The following is a 17815-nucleotide window of genomic DNA, read 5'->3' as shown; positions in this document are numbered from 1 at the left end:
GCCGCGCCCCGCCGCGCTACAGCGTGAGCCGGAAGCAGTACGCCACGCGCCGCGCCCCCTCGCCCTCGGGCGGCGGGGGCGTGGTGAAGGTCTCGCCCAGCTCCATGCCGAGCCGCCGGGTCACCGCGACGGAACGTTCGTTGCCGGCGTCGACCATCGCCACCACGCTCGGCACCCCCCGCTCGCGCAGCCGTTCGACGGTGAGGGTGGCGGCGGCGGTCGCGTACCCCTTGCCCCAGGCCGCGCGCCCCAGCCGCCAGCCGATCTCGGTCTCCCCGACCGGCCCCCAGGGCCGGGTCCAGGGCTGGGCGCCCGTGAAGCCGACGGGCTCACCGGCCTCGTCCAGCAGGGTCCACAGGCAGTACCCCAGTTCGGCGTCGTGTCTGCGCTGCCGGGCGGTCAGCTCCTCGTACACGGACAGCTCCGCGGGCGCGCCCCCGTGGAACTCCATGACCTCGGGGTCGCGGAAGAGCCGGTGCCAGGCGAAGGCGTCCTCGTGGGTCGGGACCCGCAGCCGCACGGCGGGCGGGCGTGCGGCGGAAGGCCGGACGGCGGGAAGCTGTCCGGTCGGCAGGGTGTCGGTCTGCTCGGTCACGTGTGGCCCTTCGGCTGGCTGGTCGCTACCGCCTCATAGACTGCCCATATCCCGTGCCGGTCGGCACACAGATTTCGAGCCTTGGGGAGAACCCGCCGTGACCGAGCCCCTCTCCGAACACTCAGCGGACGTCATCGTCGTCGGAGCCGGGCCCGCCGGTTCGACGACGGCGTACTACCTGGCGAAGGCCGGGCTCGACGTCCTCCTCCTGGAGAAGACCGCGTTCCCGCGCGAGAAGGTCTGCGGTGACGGGCTCACCCCGCGCGCCACCAAGCAGCTGGTGTCCATGGGCATCGACATCTCCGAAGAGGCGGGCTGGCTGCGGAACAAGGGCCTGCGCATCATCGGCGGAGGCATGCGGCTCCAGCTGGACTGGCCCGAGCTGGCCTCGTACCCCGACTACGGCCTCGTCCGCAAGCGCGACGACTTCGACGAGCAGCTCGCCCGGCAGGCGCAGAAGGCCGGCGCCCGGCTCCACGAGCGGTGCAACGTCGGCGAGCCGATCATCGACGACCGCACCGGCCGCGTCACCGGCGTGCACGCCAAGCTCGGCGAGGAGAAGACCCCGGTCACCTTCCACGCGCCGCTGGTCGTCGCGGCCGACGGCAACTCCTCGCGGATCTCGCTGGCCATGGGCCTGCACCGCCGCGAGGACCGCCCGATGGGCGTGGCCGTGCGCACCTACTTCACCTCGCCCCGCCACGACGACGACTACCTGGAGTCCTGGCTGGAGCTGTGGGACCGCCGCGGGCCCGGCGCGGACCGGCTCCTGCCCGGCTACGGCTGGATCTTCGGCATGGGCGACGGCACGTCGAACGTCGGCCTCGGCATCCTCAACTCCTCCAAGGCCTTCCGCGAACTGGACTGGCGCGAGGTCCTCAAGGCCTGGTGCGCCTCGATGCCCGAGGACTGGGGGTACACCCCGGACAACATGACGATGCCGATCCGGGGCGCCGCCCTGCCGATGGCCTTCAACCGCCAGCCGCACTACACCAAGGGGCTGCTCCTGGTGGGCGACGCGGGCGGCCTCGTCAACCCGTTCAACGGCGAGGGCATCGCGTACGCCATGGAGTCCGGGCAGCTGGCCGCCGACGTCATCGTGCAGGCACACGCGCGTGCCACCCCCGCCCAGCGCGAACTGGCCCTCCAGAACTACCCGCAGATCCTCAAGGACACCTACGGCGGCTACTACACGCTGGGCCGCGCCTTCGTGAAGCTCATCGGCAACCCGAAGATCATGAAGATCGCCGCGCAGCGCGGTCTGACGCACCCCGTCCTGATGAAGTTCACGCTGAAGATGCTGGCGAACCTCACGGACCCGACGGGCGGCGACGCCATGGACCGCATCATCAACGGACTGAGCAAGGTGGCGCCGAAGGCGTGAACGACGTGCACGGCGGACCGGCCTCGGTGGACCGCGCGCTCGACCTCCTGGAGGCGATCGCCCGCTCCCCGGAGCCGGTCGGCGCCAAGTCGCTCGCGGGCGAACTGGGCTGCGCCCTCTCGACGGTCTACCACCTGCTGGCCCCGCTGACCGCGCGCGGGCACGTCGCCCGCACCGGCGCCGGCTACGTCCTGGGGCCGCGGGTGCCCGCCCTGTACCGGTCGTTCCAGCGGCACGCGGGCATCGACGCGGGCACCCGGGGGCTGTTGCTCGGGGTGCGCCGGGCCGTCGGCGCCCACGCCTATCTGAGCGTGCGCCGCGGCGGACGGATCGCGGTGGTCGACAGCACCACGGCCGTCACGGCCGACGCCGCCGACCCGTTCGAGGTCGGTCTCGACCAGGGCGCGCACGCCACCGCCCACGGCAAGGTGCTGCTCGCCTCAATGGGCCGGCCGGCCAGGCGCCGCTACCTCGACGAGCACGGCCTGCCCCGGCTGACCGAGCACACCATCACGAGCCCGGACCGCTTCGAGGCCGAGCTGCGCCGGGTGCGGGCGGCGGGCGTCGCGGTGTCGGTGGGGGAGACGGACCCGGCGTACACCTGCGTGGCGGTGCCCCTCGGGGACGGCACGCGGGCGCTTTCGGTCTCGCTGCCGACGGCGCGCTTCCGTGGGCGGCGCTCGGAGTTGGCGCGGGTCCTCACCCGTGCCGCGCGGCACGGTTTTCCGGCAGCGTCGGAATAGCGGGCGGCTCCGGTTGCCGGGGTCGGTGGGCGGGCGGACGCTGGGCCCATGATCTTCATCGCCGTCAAGTTCACCGTCCGCCCGGAGCACGCCGACACCTGGCTGGAGCGGACCGCCGCCTTCACCCGCGCCACGCGCGCCGAGCCGGGAAACCTGTTCTTCGAGTGGTCGCGTAGCGTCGACGACCCCCACCAGTTCGTCCTGCTGGAGGCGTTCGCCACGCCCGAGGCCGGCACCGCGCACGTGGAGTCGGAGCACTTCAAGGCCGGCATGGAGGCGATGGCCGAGGCCGTCGCGGAGGTCCCGCGGATCGTGAACACGCAGGTCCCGGGCGACGACTGGTCGCTGATGGCGGAGCTGACACCGAAGAACGGCCGGCCGTAGACCACTGGAACGGCTGTACGGCCGTCTGAGGGCGCGCGAAGGGCCGGAACCCCACCGGGGGGTTCCGGCCCTTCGTACGTGGCTCCAAGGGGCCGTCAGAGGACGCGCACGGCACCCGACGCCGGGTAACCCGACAGATCCTGGATGACGACGCCCTTGCTGGGGTTGGCGGCGTCGAGGTACTGGCCGTTGCCGATGTACACGCCCACGTGGTACGCGGAGCCCGCGCCACCCCAGTAAAGGATGTCGCCCACCTGGACGTTGGAGAGCGAGACCGGCGTGCCGGCGACCGACTGGTCCTGCGAGACGCGCGGAAGGTCCACGCCCGCCTGCTTGAACGCGGCCTGCACCAGGCTGGAGCAGTCCCAGGCGTTCGGGCCCGAGGCGCCCATCACGTACGCGTCGCCGAGCTGCGCCTTGAGGAAGCTGATGACCGTGCCGACGCTGCCGCTGGCCGGGGCGGCCGAGTCAGAGGCGGAGGCGGAGGTGGCGGAACCGCCGCCGGACGTCGTCTGGGTGGAGAGCGTGGTGCGCTCGGTGGCGCGCGAGGCGCGCTCCTGCTCGGCCTTCTTCTTCGCGGCGGCGTCGGCCTTGCGCTTGGCCTCGGCCTTCTGCTCGGCCTGCGCCTGGTCGGCGCGGGCCTGCTTGGCGGCCTTGGCGGCGGCGGCGTCCCGCTCGGCGTGCGACTCGTAGGTGTCGGCGGCCTGCTGGGTGGCGTCCGCCGACTGCGCGATCTGCGCGGACAGATCGGTGGTGAGCGTGGGCATTTCGATGGTCTCGGACACCGGCTCGGCCGCGTTCGCCGTACCGGCCGCCGCGGCCACTGCCAGGGTGCTGAGGACGCCACCGGCAACTCCGGCGCGCAGGGCGATCTTGGAGGCGCTGCGACGGGGCTTCCGGTGGCTGGGTATGTGAGCGGTGTGGGACATGGGAACAACCGGTACCAGGGACTTGTGGTTCCCATCAAGAAACGTGTGCTGCGCCACAGTTGTCGCTCGCGGGCTCGAATCCCGGGCGTGTCGCTTCTTATTGACGCCGTAACGGGCAATGCGGACACGGTCGATCACGCCTGTGATCATGGGTTTTCTGAGATACGCCCGAATTGCCCTCGGTCTACCACCGGTTGAGACCGTTGGCCAAGCCCGCTTGATTTGGCGTGGGGCTGTTGTGGCGCAGGTCACAGGGGGAGCCCCTCGGGGATCTCCCTGAGATCTTGCCGAGACCTCCCTGAGATCTCCCGTACTTTTCGACTGCCCGGTGCGGGGATTTCGAACCCGGCGCGACGCGTCGGCGGGCGCGCGGACGGACCGGCGACGGGGGTCGCCCCCGGGACCGGCCGGCGCTCCGTTCGTGAATCGGTGCACGTGTCCACTTCCGTCCCCATCTCTGCCGCCAAAGTGTGAACGCGACGCCTTTATCAAGTGAGCGTGCCCAGCGCCAATTTGCCTGAACCGGCCATGGCTTGATAGTGCGACACCTCTTCGACCAGCGGTAACACGCCGAGATGTCACCTCTGGTGATCACTCAGGTGCTTCGCGTACGAAGATCACCGCTCATCCGACTTCATGATCCTTCGTCAGGTGGTGGAGATCACAAAGCCGTTGTCGCACCCCGTGTCGCAGATCACAGACCGCCGGGCATAAGATGCGGGGCAGTTGGGCTTGTGACCTGCTTCACATGAGAGCGATCTTCGTGGGGCCCGGGCTCGGTCCGACGCAACCGCCAACAGTCAGTGCCGACTGAGAGGAGCGAGGAGCGTGAACGCCTATGCGCCCATCCTCGTGCTGGGAGCCCTCGGGGCAGGCTTTGCGATCTTCTCCGTGGTCATGGCCGCGCTTATCGGTCCAAAGCGGTACAACCGCGCGAAGCTAGAGGCCTATGAGTGCGGTATCGAGCCGACGCCGACGCCGGCCGGGGGTGGGCGATTCCCCATCAAGTACTACCTGACGGCGATGCTCTTCATCGTCTTCGACATCGAGATCGTCTTCCTCTACCCCTGGGCCGTCACCTTCGACGCGCTGGGGATTTTCGGGCTCGTGGAGATGCTGCTCTTCGTGCTCACCGTCTTCGTCGCGTACGCGTACGTATGGCGGCGCGGCGGCCTGGAATGGGACTAAAGGTCTGAGGGGCCAAAGAGCATGGGACTCGAAGAGAAACTGCCGAGCGGTTTTCTGCTGACCACCGTCGAACAAGCGGCGGGCTGGGTGCGCAAGTCGTCCGTCTTCCCCGCCACGTTCGGCCTCGCCTGCTGCGCCATCGAGATGATGACGACCGGCGCGGGGCGGTACGACCTGGCGCGCTTCGGCATGGAGGTCTTCCGTGGTTCACCGCGCCAGGCGGATCTGATGATCGTGGCGGGCCGGGTGAGCCAGAAGATGGCGCCGGTCCTGCGGCAGGTCTACGACCAGATGCCCAACCCCAAGTGGGTGATCTCGATGGGGGTTTGCGCCTCATCGGGCGGGATGTTCAACAATTACGCGATTGTGCAGGGTGTGGACCATGTCGTCCCCGTCGACATCTATTTGCCCGGTTGTCCGCCCCGCCCCGAGATGCTGATGGACGCGATCCTCAAGCTCCACCAGAAGATCCAGGGCGGCAAGCTCGGCGTGAACGCGCAAGAGGCGGCCCGCGAGGCGGAGGAGGCGGCCCTCAAGGCACTCCCCACCATCGAGATGAAGGGGCTGCTGCGGTGAGCGACGCGCACGACGAGCGCCCGAACGGCAAGGGCGACGACAAGACCCCGGACGCCACCGGCGAGCACCTGAACGGGGGCGGCCTCCCCGCCCCGCGCGACGCGGCCGGCGACGTCATCCGCGTACGCAAGGGCATGTTCGGCGCCGAGAACGGCGGTGACACCTCCGGGTACGGCGGCCTGGTGCGGACCATCACCCTGCCCGGCGCCACCCCGCGCCCCTACGGCGGCTGGTTCGACGAGGTCGCGGACGAACTGGAGGGCGCCCTGGAGGAACAGGGCCTGCTCCCCGAGAACGCGATCGAGAAGACGGTCGTCGACCGCGGCGAACTGACCTTCCACATCGCCCGCGAGCACCTCGTGCGCGTCGCCCAGACCCTGCGCGACGACCCGGCCCTGCGCTTCGAACTGTGCACCGGCGTCAGCGGAGTGCACTTCCTGGAGGACAAGGGCCGCGAGCTGCACGCCGTCTACCACCTGCGCTCCCTGACCCACAACCGGCTGATCCGGCTGGAGGTCGGTGCCCCCGACGCCGATCCGCACGTCCCCTCCCTCGTCTCCGTCTATCCGACGAACGACTGGCACGAGCGCGAGGCGTACGACTTCTTCGGGCTGATCTTCGACGGTCACCCGGCCCTGACGCGGATCATGATGCCGGACGACTGGCAGGGCTTCCCGCAGCGCAAGGACTACCCCCTCGGCGGCATCCCCGTCGAGTACAAGGGCGCCCAGATCCCGGCTCCGGACCAGCGGAGGTCGTACAGCTGATGAGCACTTCCCACGCATCTGCCCGGGAGACCACCGAGGGGACCGTCTACACGGTCACCGGCGGCGACTGGGACGAGGTCGTCCAGGCCGCCGCGAAGGCCGACGACGAGCGCATCATCGTCAACATGGGGCCCCAGCACCCCTCCACGCACGGTGTGCTCCGCCTGATTTTGGAGATCGAGGGCGAGACAGTCTCCGAGGCCCGCTGCGGCATCGGCTATCTGCACACGGGCATCGAGAAGAACCTCGAGTACCGCACCTGGACGCAGGGCACGACGTTCGTCACGCGCATGGACTACCTGACGCCGTTCTTCAACGAGACGGCGTACTGCCTCGGGGTCGAGAAACTCCTCGGCATCGAGGACCAGATCCCGGACCGCGCCTCGATCATCCGCGTGCTCCTCATGGAGCTGAACCGCCTCTCCTCGCACCTGGTCTGCATCGCCACCGGCGGCATGGAACTGGGCGCGACGACGATCATGATCTACGGCTTCCGGGATCGTGAACTGATTCTCGACATCTACGAACTGATCACCGGCCTGCGGATGAACCACGCGTACATCCGGCCCGGCGGACTCGCCCAGGACCTGCCGCCCGGCGCGGTGGACCAGATCCGCGAGTTCGTGAAGAAGATGAACAAGAACCTTCCCGAGTACGACAAGCTCGCCACCGGGAACCCCATCTTCAAGGCCCGCATGCAGGACGTCGGCTATCTCGACCTCGCCGGCTGCATGGCGCTCGGCGCCACCGGCCCGGTCCTGCGCTCGGCCGGCCTGCCGCACGACCTGCGCAAGTCCCAGCCCTACTGCGGCTACGAGAACTACGACTTCGACGTCCCGACCGCGGACACCTGCGACTCCTACGGCCGCTTCCTGATCCGCCTCGAAGAGATGCGGCAGTCGCTGCGCATCGTCGAGCAGTGCCTGGACCGGCTCGCGCCGGGCCCGGTCATGGTCGCCGACAAGAAGATCGCCTGGCCCGCGCAGCTGGCGCTCGGCCCCGACGGCCTCGGCAACTCGCTCGACCACATCAAGAAGATCATGGGCACCTCCATGGAGGCCCTGATCCACCACTTCAAGCTGGTGACCGAGGGTTTCCGGGTCCCGGCGGGCCAGGCGTACACCGCGGTCGAGTCACCCAAGGGCGAACTGGGCGTGCACGTCGTCTCCGACGGCGGCACCCGCCCCTACCGGGTCCACTTCCGCGACCCGTCCTTCACCAATCTCCAGGCCATGGCGGCGATGTGCGAGGGCGGCCAGGTCGCCGACGTCATCGTCGCCGTCGCGTCCATCGACCCCGTGATGGGAGGCGTCGACCGGTGACCACCACTCCTTCGGAGAAGGCAGCGGGCGTCAGCCTGGGCATGCCCCAACTCCCCGCCCCCGCCTACCCGGACGACGTCCGGGCCCGCCTCGAGGCGGACGCGCGGGAGATCATCGCCCGCTACCCCGACTCGCGGTCCGCGCTGCTGCCCCTGCTGCACCTCGTGCAGTCCGAGGAGGGGCACGTCACCCGCACCGGCATGCGGTTCTGCGCCGACGTCCTCGGCCTGACCACCGCCGAGGTCACGGCCGTCGCGACCTTCTACACCATGTACCGGCGCAAGCCCTCCGGCGACTACCAGGTCGGCGTCTGCACCAACACGCTCTGCGCGGTCATGGGCGGCGACGCCATCTTCGACGAACTCAAGGCCCACCTCGGCGTCGGCAATGACGAGACGACCGAGGACGGCAAGATCACCCTTGAGCACATCGAGTGCAACGCCGCCTGCGACTTCGCCCCCGTGGTGATGGTCAACTGGGAGTTCTTCGACAACCAGACCCCCGAGTCCGCCAAGCGGCTCGTGGACGACCTGCGCGACGGCAAGACCGTACGGCCCACCCGCGGGGCGCCCTTGTGCACGTACAAGGAGACCGCCCGCATCCTGGCCGGCTTCCCCGACGAGCGGCCCGGCGCCGTCGAGGCGAGCGGCGGCGCGGGCCCCGCCTCACTGATCGGACTGCGCCTGGCCAAGGGCGAGGCGCCCCAACGACGCGTCGTCCACCCGCGCACCGCGGGCCCGCAGGACGAGGCCCCCGCCGAGCACCTCAGCTCGCACGACGCACCGCAGCAGACCTCGGCATCCGACCCGGCCAACCCGGCCGGACCGACCGCCGAGGAGGGGGAGTGATGACCTTGGCCGCCGAGATCAACAACGAGACCAGCCCGGAGAAGCTGCTCGCCCCCGTCCTCACGGCCTTCTGGGACGAGGACAAGCCCTGGACGCTGGAGACCTACCGGCGCCACGACGGCTACGAGGGCCTGCGCAAGGCACTCGCCATGGCCCCCGACGACCTCATCGCGTACGTGAAGGACGCGGGCCTGCGCGGCCGCGGCGGCGCGGGCTTCCCCACCGGGATGAAGTGGCAGTTCATCCCGCAGGGCGACGGCAAACCGCACTATCTGGTCGTCAACGCCGACGAGTCGGAGCCGGGGACCTGCAAGGACATCCCGCTCCTCTTCGCGAACCCGCATTCCCTCATCGAGGGGATCGTGATCGCGTGCTACGCGATCCGTTCGTCGCATGCCTTCATCTATCTGCGGGGCGAGGTCGTCCCCGTGCTGCGCAGGCTGCACGAAGCCGTCCGCGAGGCCTACGCGGCGGGCTACCTCGGCAAGGACATCCTGGGCAGCGGACTCGATCTCGAACTCACCGTGCACGCGGGCGCGGGCGCGTACATCTGCGGTGAGGAGACGGCGCTGCTCGACTCGCTCGAAGGCCGCCGCGGTCAACCGCGACTGCGTCCCCCCTTCCCGGCCGTCGCGGGCCTCTACGCATGCCCCACTGTCGTGAACAACGTCGAGTCCATCGCGTCGGTTCCCGCGATCCTCCACCGCGGAAAAGACTGGTTCAAGTCGATGGGGAGCGAGAAGTCCCCGGGCTTCACGCTCTACTCGCTCAGCGGCCACGTCACCAACCCCGGCCAGTACGAGGCCCCGCTCGGCATCACACTGCGCCAGCTGCTCGACATGAGCGGCGGCATGCGCGCCGGACACCGGCTCAAGTTCTGGACGCCCGGCGGCTCCTCGACGCCGATGTTCACCGACGAGCACCTCGACGTCCCCCTCGACTACGAGGGCGTGGGCGCCGCCGGTTCGATGCTCGGCACCAAGGCGCTCCAGTGCTTCGACGAGACGACGTGCGTGGTGCGGGCCGTGACCCGCTGGACCGAGTTCTACGCCCATGAGTCCTGCGGAAAGTGCACGCCCTGCCGCGAAGGGACGTACTGGCTCGTGCAGTTGCTCCGCGACATCGAGGCCGGCAAGGGCGTCCTGGCCGACCTCGACAAGCTCAACGACATCGCCGACAACATCAACGGCAAGTCCTTCTGCGCCCTCGGCGACGGCGCCGCCTCGCCGATCTTCTCCTCGCTGAAGTACTTCCGCGAGGAGTACGAGCAGCACATCACCGGCAAGGGCTGCCCCTTCGACCCGGCCAGGTCGACCCTGTGGAGCGACCGCGCCGACCAGCACACGGAGGTGAACGCATGACAGTGACCACGAACAGCGCTCCCTCCGGGGGCGGCGCGGCGGCCGTACCGCCCGAGGACCTCGTGTCGCTGACCATCGACGGCATCGAGATCAGCGTCCCCAAGGGAACGCTGGTGATCCGCGCCGCCGAACTCCTCGGCATCGAGATCCCCCGGTTCTGCGACCATCCGCTGCTCGACCCCGCGGGCGCCTGCCGCCAGTGCATCGTGGAGGTGGAGGGCCAGCGCAAGCCGATGGCTTCCTGCACCATCACCTGCACCGACGGCATGGTCGTGAAGTCGCAGCTGACCTCGCCGGTCGCCGAGAAGGCCCAGCGCGGTGTGATGGAGCTGCTGCTCATCAACCACCCGCTGGACTGCCCGGTGTGCGACAAGGGCGGCGAATGCCCCCTGCAGAACCAGGCGATGCAGGTCGGCGACTCCGACACCCGCTTCGAGGGCAAGAAGCGGACGTACGAGAAGCCGGTGCCGATCTCCACCCAGGTGCTGCTCGACCGCGAGCGGTGCGTGCTGTGCGCGCGCTGCACCCGGTTCAGCAACCAGATCGCCGGCGACCCGATGATCGAGCTGATCGAGCGCGGCGCCCTCCAGCAGGTCGGCACCGGCGAGGGCGACCCCTTCGAGTCGTACTTCTCCGGGAACACCATCCAGATCTGCCCGGTCGGCGCCCTGACCTCGGCGGCGTACCGCTTCCGCTCCCGCCCCTTCGACCTGGTGTCGTCGCCGTCGGTGTGCGAGCACTGCGCGGGCGGCTGCGCGAGCCGCACGGACCACCGGCGCGGCAAGGTCATGCGCCGCCTCGCGCAGGAGGACCCCGAGGTCAACGAGGAGTGGATGTGCGACAAGGGGCGCTTCGCCTTCCGCTACGCGCAGCGGCCCGACCGGCTCACCGCCCCCCTGGTGCGCAACGCCTCGGGTGAGCTGGAGCCCGCGAGCTGGCCCGAGGCCCTGGCGGTCGCGGCCCGCGGCCTGGCCGCCGCGCGCGGCCGGGCGGGCGTGCTGACCGGCGGCCGGCTCACCGTGGAGGACGCCTACGCGTACAGCAAGTACGCGCGCGTGGCGCTCGACACGAACGACATCGACTTCCGCGCGCGCGTGCACAGCAGCGAGGAGGCCGACTTCCTCGCGGCCCGGGTCGCCGGACGGGGCCTGGACCTGGACGGGACCGGCGTCACGTACACGGCCCTGGAGAAGGCGCCCGCCGTCCTGCTCGCCGGAATCGAGTCCGAGGAGGAGGCGCCCGGCGTCTTCCTGCGGCTGCGCAAGGCCTGGCGCAAGCACGGCCAGCGCACCTTCTCCCTCGCCACGCACGTCACACGGGGCCTGGAGAAGGCGGGCGGCACGCTGCTGCCCGCGGCTCCCGGCACCGAGACGGAGTGGCTGGACGCCCTCGCCGCCGGCGTGGGACTCGCGGACGACGGAGCCGGGGCCGCCGAGGCGCTGCGTACGCCCGGGGCCGTCATCGTCGTCGGTGAGCGGCTCGCGGCCGTGCCCGGCGGACTCACCGCCGCCGTGCGCGCCTCCCTGGCGACCGGCGCCCAGCTGGTGTGGATCCCGCGCCGGGCGGGCGAGCGGGCCGCCGTCGAGGTGGGCGCGCTGCCGTCGCTGCTGCCCGGCGGCCGCCCGGCCACCGACCCGCGCGCGCGGGAGGAGGTCGCGGCCGCCTGGGGCGTCGCCGAACTCCCGCACCGCTACGGCCGCGACACCGGGCAGATCGTCGAGGCCGCCGCGACCGGCGAACTCGGCGCGCTGCTCGTCGCGGGCGTGGAGGTGGCCGACCTGCCCGACCCGGCACGCGCGCGTGAGGCGCTCGACGCGGTCGGCTTCCTGGTCTCGCTGGAGCTGCGGCCCAGCGAGGTGACACAGCGGGCCGACGTCGTCCTGCCGGTGGCCGCGGTCGCGGAGAAGCCGGGCACCTTCCTCAACTGGGAGGGCCGGGCGCGGATGTTCGACGCCGCGCTGAAGCCGGACCACATGACGCGCAGGCTGGCGCCCACCGACGCGCGCGTGCTGCACATGCTGGCCGACGCCGGTGACGTCCACCTCGGGCTGCCCGACCTGGTCACGCTCCGCCGCGAGCTGGACCGACTCGGCGGCTGGGGCGGACCGTACGCGGATCAGCCCCGCGAGACGGGGGCCCAGCCGCCGCGGCCCGCCGCCGGAGAGGCCGTGCTCGCCGGTCACCGGTTGCTGCTCGACCAGGGCCGCCTCCAGGACGGCGACGAGGCGCTGGCCGGCACCCGGCACGCCGCCCACGCGCGCGTGTCCGCCGCCACGGCGGCCGAGGCGGGCGTGAAGGACGGCGACCTCCTCGCGGTCACCGGCCCGGCCGGGTCGACCGCGCTGCCGCTCCAGGTCACCGCGATGCCCGACCGGGTGGTCTGGCTGCCGCTGAACTCGACGGGCGGAGGCGTCGCTTCGGACACCGGCGCGCGCCCCGGCGAACTCGTCCGCATCGGCCCGGCGGTCCTGCCGGAGTCCACCGAGGCCCCGGAGGTGACGTCGTGACGCACACCGTGGTGCCGCTTGCGGCGGAAGACCTGTCCATGTTCGGCCGCGACCCCTGGTGGCTGATCGCCCTGAAGGCGGTCTTCTGCTTCGCGTTCCTGATGGTGACGGTCCTGTTCTCCATCGTGTGGGAGCGCAAGGTCGTCGCGTGGATGCAGCTGCGCATCGGCCCCAACCGGCACGGCCCCTGGGGCATGCTCCAGTCCCTCGCCGACGGCATCAAGCTGATGCTGAAGGAAGACGTGATCGTCAAGCGGGCGGACAAGGTGGTCTACGTCCTCGCCCCGGTCGTCGCGGCGATCCCGGCCTTCATGGCGATCGCCGTGATCCCGTTCGGCCCCGCCGGCAACGAGGTCTCGATCTTCGGTCAGCGCACCACCATGCAGCTCACCGACCTGCCGATCGCGATGCTCTACATCCTCGCGGTCGCCTCCGTCGGCATCTACGGCATCGTGCTCGCGGGGTGGAGTTCCGGCTCCACCTATCCGCTCCTGGGCGGCCTGCGCTCCTGCGCGCAGATGATCTCGTACGAGATCGCGATGGGCGCCGCGTTCGCCTCCGTCTTCCTCTACTCCGGGTCGATGTCGACCTCGGCGATCGTGGAGGCGCAGACCGACCGCTGGTACGTCCTGCTGCTGCCGGTGTCGTTCCTCATCTACATCGTGACGATGATCGGTGAGACCAACCGCGCGCCGTTCGACATGCCGGAGTCCGAGGGCGACCTCGTGGGCGGCTTCAACACCGAGTACTCCTCCATCAAGTTCGCGCTCTTCATGCTCGCCGAGTACGTCAACATGGTCACCGTCTCGGCGGTCTCGGTCACGCTCTTCCTGGGCGGCTGGCGGGCCCCGTATCCGATCAGCACCTTCTGGGAGGGCGCGAACCACGGCTGGTGGCCGATGCTCTGGTTCGTCGTCAAGGTCCAGCTGCTGCTGTTCTTCTTCATCTGGCTGCGCGGCACGCTGCCCCGCGTGCGCTACGACCAGCTGATGAAGCTCGGCTGGAAGGTCCTCATCCCGGTCTCGGTCCTGTGGCTGATGCTCGTCGCCACGGTCCGGGCGCTGCGGAACGAGAACTACGACTTCACCTCGATCGCGCTGTACGTGGGGGGCGGGGTCATCGCGCTCCTGCTGCTCTCCGTGGTCGTCGACATCTTCCGCGACAAGCGGGAGAAGGCGACGGCGGTCGAGGAGGAACCGGTCGCCTTCGACCCGATGGCCGGCGGATTCCCCGTGCCGCCGCTGCCCGGGCAGAGCCTCCCGCCCGTCCCGCGCCGCCGCTCGCGCCAGGAGCGGGAGCTGATTGTCAGTGGCGGGCCGGATACTCACAGTGACACCCGCGGTGACGCCAGTGGCGGCACCCGAAGTGACGGAAAGGAGGCGTCCGATGGCTGAGTCGCACAACGAATCGCCGGCATCGCCGGAGTCACCCCATGAGTCGAACCAATCGAAGCAGGGGTTCCAGAACCCTGTGGCGGGCTTCGGCGTGACCTTCAAGGCCATGTTCAAGAAGCGGCTGACCGAGCAGTACCCGGAGCAGCAGAAGACCACCGCTCCCCGCTTCCACGGCAGGCACCAGCTGAACCGCCATCCGGACGGCCTGGAGAAGTGCGTCGGCTGTGAGCTCTGCGCCTGGGCCTGTCCCGCGGACGCCATCTATGTGGAGGGCGCGGACAACACCGAGGAGGAGCGGTACTCCCCGGGCGAGCGGTACGGCCGCGTCTACCAGATCAACTACGCCCGCTGCATCCTGTGCGGCCTGTGCATCGAGGCGTGCCCCACGCGCGCGCTGACGATGACGAACGAGTTCGAGCTGGCCGACAGCAGCCGCGAAAGCCTCATCTACACCAAGGAGCAGCTGCTCGCCGGGCTGGAGGAGGGCATGGTCGAGAGCCCGCACTCGATCTTCCCCGGCATGGACGAGCAGGACTACTACCGAGGCCTGGTCACCGAGGCCGCCCCGGGGACGGTGCCCCAGGTGGCGCTCTCCAAGGGCGAGACGCCCCAGGAGGCGGCCTCCGACTTCGGGGCCGGCGAACCGGCCTCGCGGAAGGTGGCCGGCGGCCCCGTCGCCGGGAAGCCGGCCGGCGGACGGGCGGCCGGGAAGGTGGCAGGCCGATGACGCAGCTCGCCGCCTACTCCACCTCCACCGGCGAGGCCTTCCAGTTCTGGGTCCTCGGCACGGTCGCCGTCATCGGCGCCCTGTGCACGATCCTGATGAGGAAGGCCGTGCACAGCGCGCTCTGCCTCGCCGGGACCATGATCATCCTTGCGGTGTTCTACCTCGCCAACGGCGCGTACTTCCTCGGCATCGTCCAGATCGTCGTCTACACCGGCGCGATCATGATGCTCTTCCTCTTCGTGGTCATGCTCGTCGGCGTCACCGCCGCCGACTCCCTGAAGGAGACCATCAAGGGCCAGCGCTGGCTGGCCCTGCTCTGCGGCCTCGGCTTCGCGGTACTGCTCTTCGCGGGCATCGGGAACGCCTCGGTGAGCGAGTTCAACGGCCTCGGCAAGGCGAACTCCGGCGGCAACGTGGAGGGCCTCGCGAGGCTCATCTTCACCAAGTACGTCTTCGCCTTCGAGATCACCGGCGCCCTGCTCATCACCGCCACGGTCGGCGCGATGGTGCTGACCCACCGCGAGCGCACGGAGCGCGCCAAGACCCAGCGCGAGCGGGCCGAGGAGCGGGTGCGCGCGGGCAAGCACCTGCCGCCGCTGCCCGCCCCCGGGGTGTACGCGCGGCACAACGCCGTGGACATCGCGGGCCTGCTGCCCGACGGCACCCCGTCGGAGCTGACGGTCAACAGGACGCTGCGCGAGCGCGGCCAGATCCGTGACGTGTCGAGCCAGGCACTGGAGGACCTGCGGGCGCTGGAGCAGCGCTCCGCGGACCGTCTGGAGCGGCCCGACCCGCGCGGCACCGACATCGGGCGGACCGAGGAGGCGTCGAAGTGAATCCGGTCAACTACCTCTACCTGGCCGCGCTGCTGTTCTCGATCGGCGCGACCGGCGTGCTCATCAGGCGCAACGCGATCGTGGTGTTCATGTGCGTCGAGCTGATGCTCAACGCCTGCAACCTCGCGTTCGTGGCCTTCTCCCGGCTGCACGGCAACCTCGACGGCCAGATCATCGCGTTCTTCACGATGGTCGTCGCCGCCGCGGAGGTCGTCGTCGGGCTCGCGATCATCGTGTCGCTGTTCCGTTCCCGCCACTCGGCCTCGGTCGACGACGCCAGCCTGATGAAGCTGTGAGGGGCTGAAAGTGGAGAACCTGATCGCGCTGCTCGTCGCGGCGCCGCTGCTCGGAGCGGCCGTACTGCTGTGCGGCGGGCGGGCGTTGGACCGTGTGGGCCACTGGCTCGGCACGCTGCTGGCCGCCGCCTCCTTCGCCGTCGCCGCCGTGCTCTTCACGGACATGCTGGGCAAGGGCGCCGAGGAGCGCGCCCTGTCGCAGCACCTGTTCAGCTGGATCCCCGTCGAGGGTTTCCAGGCGGACGTCGCCTTCCAGCTGGACCAGCTGTCGATGACGTTCGTCCTGCTGATCTCCGGAGTCGGCACCCTGATCCACGTCTACTCCATCGGGTACATGGAGCACGACGAGCGGCGCCGCCGCTTCTTCGGCTACCTGAACCTCTTCCTCGCGGCGATGCTCCTGCTGGTCCTTGCCGACAACTACCTGCTCCTGTACGTCGGCTGGGAGGGCGTCGGCCTCGCCTCGTACCTCCTGATCGGGTTCTGGCAGCACAAGCCCAGCGCGGCCACCGCCGCGAAGAAGGCCTTCCTGGTCAACCGGGTCGGCGACATGGGCCTGTCGATCGCGATCATGCTGATGTTCACCACCTTCGGGACGTTCGCCTTCGGGCCCGTCCTGGAGGCCACCGGTGAGACCGGCGAGGGCAAGCTCACCGCCATCGGCCTGATGCTGCTGCTCGCCGCGTGCGGCAAGTCGGCCCAGGTGCCCCTGCAGTCCTGGCTGGGCGACGCGATGGAGGGCCCGACCCCGGTCTCGGCCCTGATCCACGCCGCGACCATGGTGACCGCCGGTGTCTACCTGATCGTCCGCTCCGGGGAGATCTTCAACGCCGCGCCGGACGCCCAGCTGGCCGTCACGGTCGTCGGAGCGGTCACGCTCCTGTTCGGTGCGATCGTCGGTTGCGCGAAGGACGACATCAAGAAGGCCCTCGCCGGTTCGACGATGTCCCAGATCGGCTACATGATCCTGGCCGCCGGCCTCGGCCCCGTCGGCTACGTCTTCGCGATCATGCACCTGGTGACGCACGGCTTCTTCAAGGCCGGGCTCTTCCTCGGGGCCGGTTCGGTCATGCACGGCATGAACGACGAGGTCGACATGCGCAAGTACGGCGGCCTCAGGAAGTACATGCCGGTCACCTTCGTCACCTTCGGGCTCGGCTATCTCGCGATCATCGGCTTCCCCGGCCTGTCCGGCTTCTTCTCCAAGGACAAGATCATCGAGGCGGCGTTCGCCAAGGGCGGCACGGAGGGCTGGATCCTCGGCTCGGTGGCCCTCCTGGGCGCGGCCATCACCGCGTACTACATGACACGCGTGATGATCATGACCTTCTTCGGAGCGGAGCGCTGGCGCGACCGCCCCACCGCCTCCCCGGACCAGCCGGACGTGGAGCCCGCCGCGGAGCACCGCGGGGCGCACGAGGAGCCGCATCCCCACGAGTCCCCGAAGTCCATGACGATCCCGATGGTCGTGCTCGCCTTCGGATCGGTGTTCGCGGGCGGCTTCTTCAGCATCGGGGACCGCTTCCTGCACTGGCTGGAGCCGGTCACCCACCACGACCACGGCGACTCGCCGCTGAGCGCCGCCACGGTCACGGGCGCCACCATGGTGGTCCTCGTCATCGGCGTCGCCCTGGCCTACGTCCAGTACGGGCGTCGGCCGGTCCCGGTCACCGCCCCGCGCGGCTCGCTGCTCACCCGGGCCGCCCGCCGCGACCTCCTCCAGGACGACTTCAACCACGTCGTCCTGGTGCGGGGCGGCGAGCACCTCACGCGGTCCCTGGTCTACGTCGACCACAGCCTGGTCGACGGCGTCGTCAACGGCACGGCGGCCTCCATGGGCGGCCTCTCCGGGCGGCTTCGCACCCTGCAGAACGGCTACGCCCGCTCCTACGCGGTCTCGATGTTCGGCGGCGCTGCGGTGCTCATCGCCGCGACCCTGCTGATGAGGGCGGTCTGAT

General features: G+C 70.1%; 17 protein-coding genes. 15 read left to right on the top strand and 2 right to left on the bottom strand.

What is annotated here, in order from left to right; translation table 11 throughout:
• Positions 1-16: 16 nt before the first annotated feature.
• Positions 17-574 carry a GNAT family N-acetyltransferase gene (locus ACZ516_RS27605; protein WP_469012172.1) on the bottom strand — a complete coding sequence of 186 codons (558 nt, stop codon included), beginning with the start codon at positions 572-574 and terminating at the stop codon, positions 17-19.
• Between the two features lie 118 nt (positions 575-692).
• Between ACZ516_RS27605 and ACZ516_RS27600 the strand changes: the two genes are divergently transcribed.
• Genes ACZ516_RS27600 through ACZ516_RS27590 form a run of 3 tightly spaced genes read left to right on the top strand, consistent with a single transcriptional unit; the run spans position 693 to position 3106 of the window.
• Positions 693-1979, top strand: coding sequence for a geranylgeranyl reductase family protein (locus tag ACZ516_RS27600; RefSeq protein WP_358577228.1), 1287 nt, complete (start codon positions 693-695; stop codon positions 1977-1979).
• Positions 1976-2722 (top strand): IclR family transcriptional regulator, encoded by a 747-nt coding sequence (locus tag ACZ516_RS27595; RefSeq protein ID WP_469012054.1) that lies wholly within the window; start codon positions 1976-1978, stop codon positions 2720-2722. The genes ACZ516_RS27600 and ACZ516_RS27595 overlap by 4 nt, the downstream gene beginning before the upstream one ends.
• A 48-nt stretch (positions 2723-2770) precedes the next feature.
• Entirely contained in the window at positions 2771-3106 is a 336-nt protein-coding gene (locus ACZ516_RS27590; protein ID WP_361082784.1) for a putative quinol monooxygenase, read from the top strand.
• A gap of 95 nt (positions 3107-3201) precedes the next feature.
• On the opposite strand, the gene ACZ516_RS27585 is transcribed toward ACZ516_RS27590, so the two are convergent.
• Positions 3202-4035, bottom strand: a complete 834-nt coding sequence (locus ACZ516_RS27585) for a C40 family peptidase (protein WP_469012052.1) — start codon at positions 4033-4035, stop codon at positions 3202-3204.
• Positions 4036-4863: 828 nt separating this feature from the next.
• Between ACZ516_RS27585 and ACZ516_RS27580 the strand changes: the two genes are divergently transcribed.
• From ACZ516_RS27580 to nuoL, 12 genes are all read left to right on the top strand, one after another.
• Positions 4864-5223, top strand: coding sequence for an NADH-quinone oxidoreductase subunit A (locus ACZ516_RS27580; RefSeq protein ID WP_358577239.1), 360 nt, complete (start codon positions 4864-4866; stop codon positions 5221-5223).
• Positions 5224-5244: 21 nt separating this feature from the next.
• Positions 5245-5799: a NuoB/complex I 20 kDa subunit family protein gene (locus ACZ516_RS27575; protein WP_358577241.1), complete on the top strand. Its 555-nt coding sequence runs from the start codon at positions 5245-5247 to the stop codon at positions 5797-5799.
• 68 nt (positions 5800-5867) lie between these two features.
• Positions 5868-6566, top strand: coding sequence for an NADH-quinone oxidoreductase subunit C (locus tag ACZ516_RS27570; protein WP_361082928.1), 699 nt, complete (start codon positions 5868-5870; stop codon positions 6564-6566).
• Positions 6566-7888, top strand: coding sequence for an NADH-quinone oxidoreductase subunit D (locus tag ACZ516_RS27565; protein WP_361082787.1), 1323 nt, complete (start codon positions 6566-6568; stop codon positions 7886-7888). The genes ACZ516_RS27570 and ACZ516_RS27565 overlap by 1 nt, the downstream gene beginning before the upstream one ends.
• The gene (nuoE, locus tag ACZ516_RS27560; RefSeq protein WP_358911460.1) at positions 7885-8736 is read left to right on the top strand and encodes an NADH-quinone oxidoreductase subunit NuoE; all 852 of its coding nucleotides are present in this window, start codon (positions 7885-7887) and stop codon (positions 8734-8736) included. The genes ACZ516_RS27565 and nuoE overlap by 4 nt, the downstream gene beginning before the upstream one ends.
• Positions 8736-10097 carry an NADH-quinone oxidoreductase subunit NuoF gene (gene nuoF / locus ACZ516_RS27555; RefSeq protein ID WP_361082789.1) on the top strand — a complete coding sequence of 454 codons (1362 nt, stop codon included), beginning with the start codon at positions 8736-8738 and terminating at the stop codon, positions 10095-10097. The genes nuoE and nuoF overlap by 1 nt, the downstream gene beginning before the upstream one ends.
• Complete coding sequence (locus ACZ516_RS27550; RefSeq protein ID WP_469012049.1) at positions 10094-12604, top strand: NADH-quinone oxidoreductase subunit G; 2511 nt, start codon at positions 10094-10096, stop codon at positions 12602-12604. The genes nuoF and ACZ516_RS27550 overlap by 4 nt, the downstream gene beginning before the upstream one ends.
• A 38-nt stretch (positions 12605-12642) precedes the next feature.
• Positions 12643-13998 (top strand): NADH-quinone oxidoreductase subunit NuoH, encoded by a 1356-nt coding sequence (nuoH, locus tag ACZ516_RS27545; RefSeq protein WP_358577454.1) that lies wholly within the window; start codon positions 12643-12645, stop codon positions 13996-13998.
• Complete coding sequence (nuoI, locus tag ACZ516_RS27540) at positions 13991-14725, top strand: NADH-quinone oxidoreductase subunit NuoI (RefSeq protein WP_469012048.1); 735 nt, start codon at positions 13991-13993, stop codon at positions 14723-14725. The genes nuoH and nuoI overlap by 8 nt, the downstream gene beginning before the upstream one ends.
• A complete protein-coding gene (locus ACZ516_RS27535; protein ID WP_358697550.1) occupies positions 14722-15561 on the top strand; it encodes an NADH-quinone oxidoreductase subunit J in 840 nt (279 codons plus the stop codon). Before nuoI ends, ACZ516_RS27535 begins: the two co-directional genes overlap by 4 nt.
• Positions 15558-15857 carry an NADH-quinone oxidoreductase subunit NuoK gene (gene nuoK, locus ACZ516_RS27530; protein WP_168543269.1) on the top strand — a complete coding sequence of 100 codons (300 nt, stop codon included), beginning with the start codon at positions 15558-15560 and terminating at the stop codon, positions 15855-15857. The genes ACZ516_RS27535 and nuoK overlap by 4 nt, the downstream gene beginning before the upstream one ends.
• A 10-nt stretch (positions 15858-15867) precedes the next feature.
• Positions 15868-17814 carry an NADH-quinone oxidoreductase subunit L gene (nuoL, locus tag ACZ516_RS27525; protein ID WP_358577256.1) on the top strand — a complete coding sequence of 649 codons (1947 nt, stop codon included), beginning with the start codon at positions 15868-15870 and terminating at the stop codon, positions 17812-17814.
• The last annotated feature ends 1 nt before the right edge of the window (position 17815 follow it).

This window comes from Streptomyces sp. NPDC034037, assembly GCF_055575715.1.
This window is presented reverse-complemented; position numbering and strand designations above follow the sequence as displayed.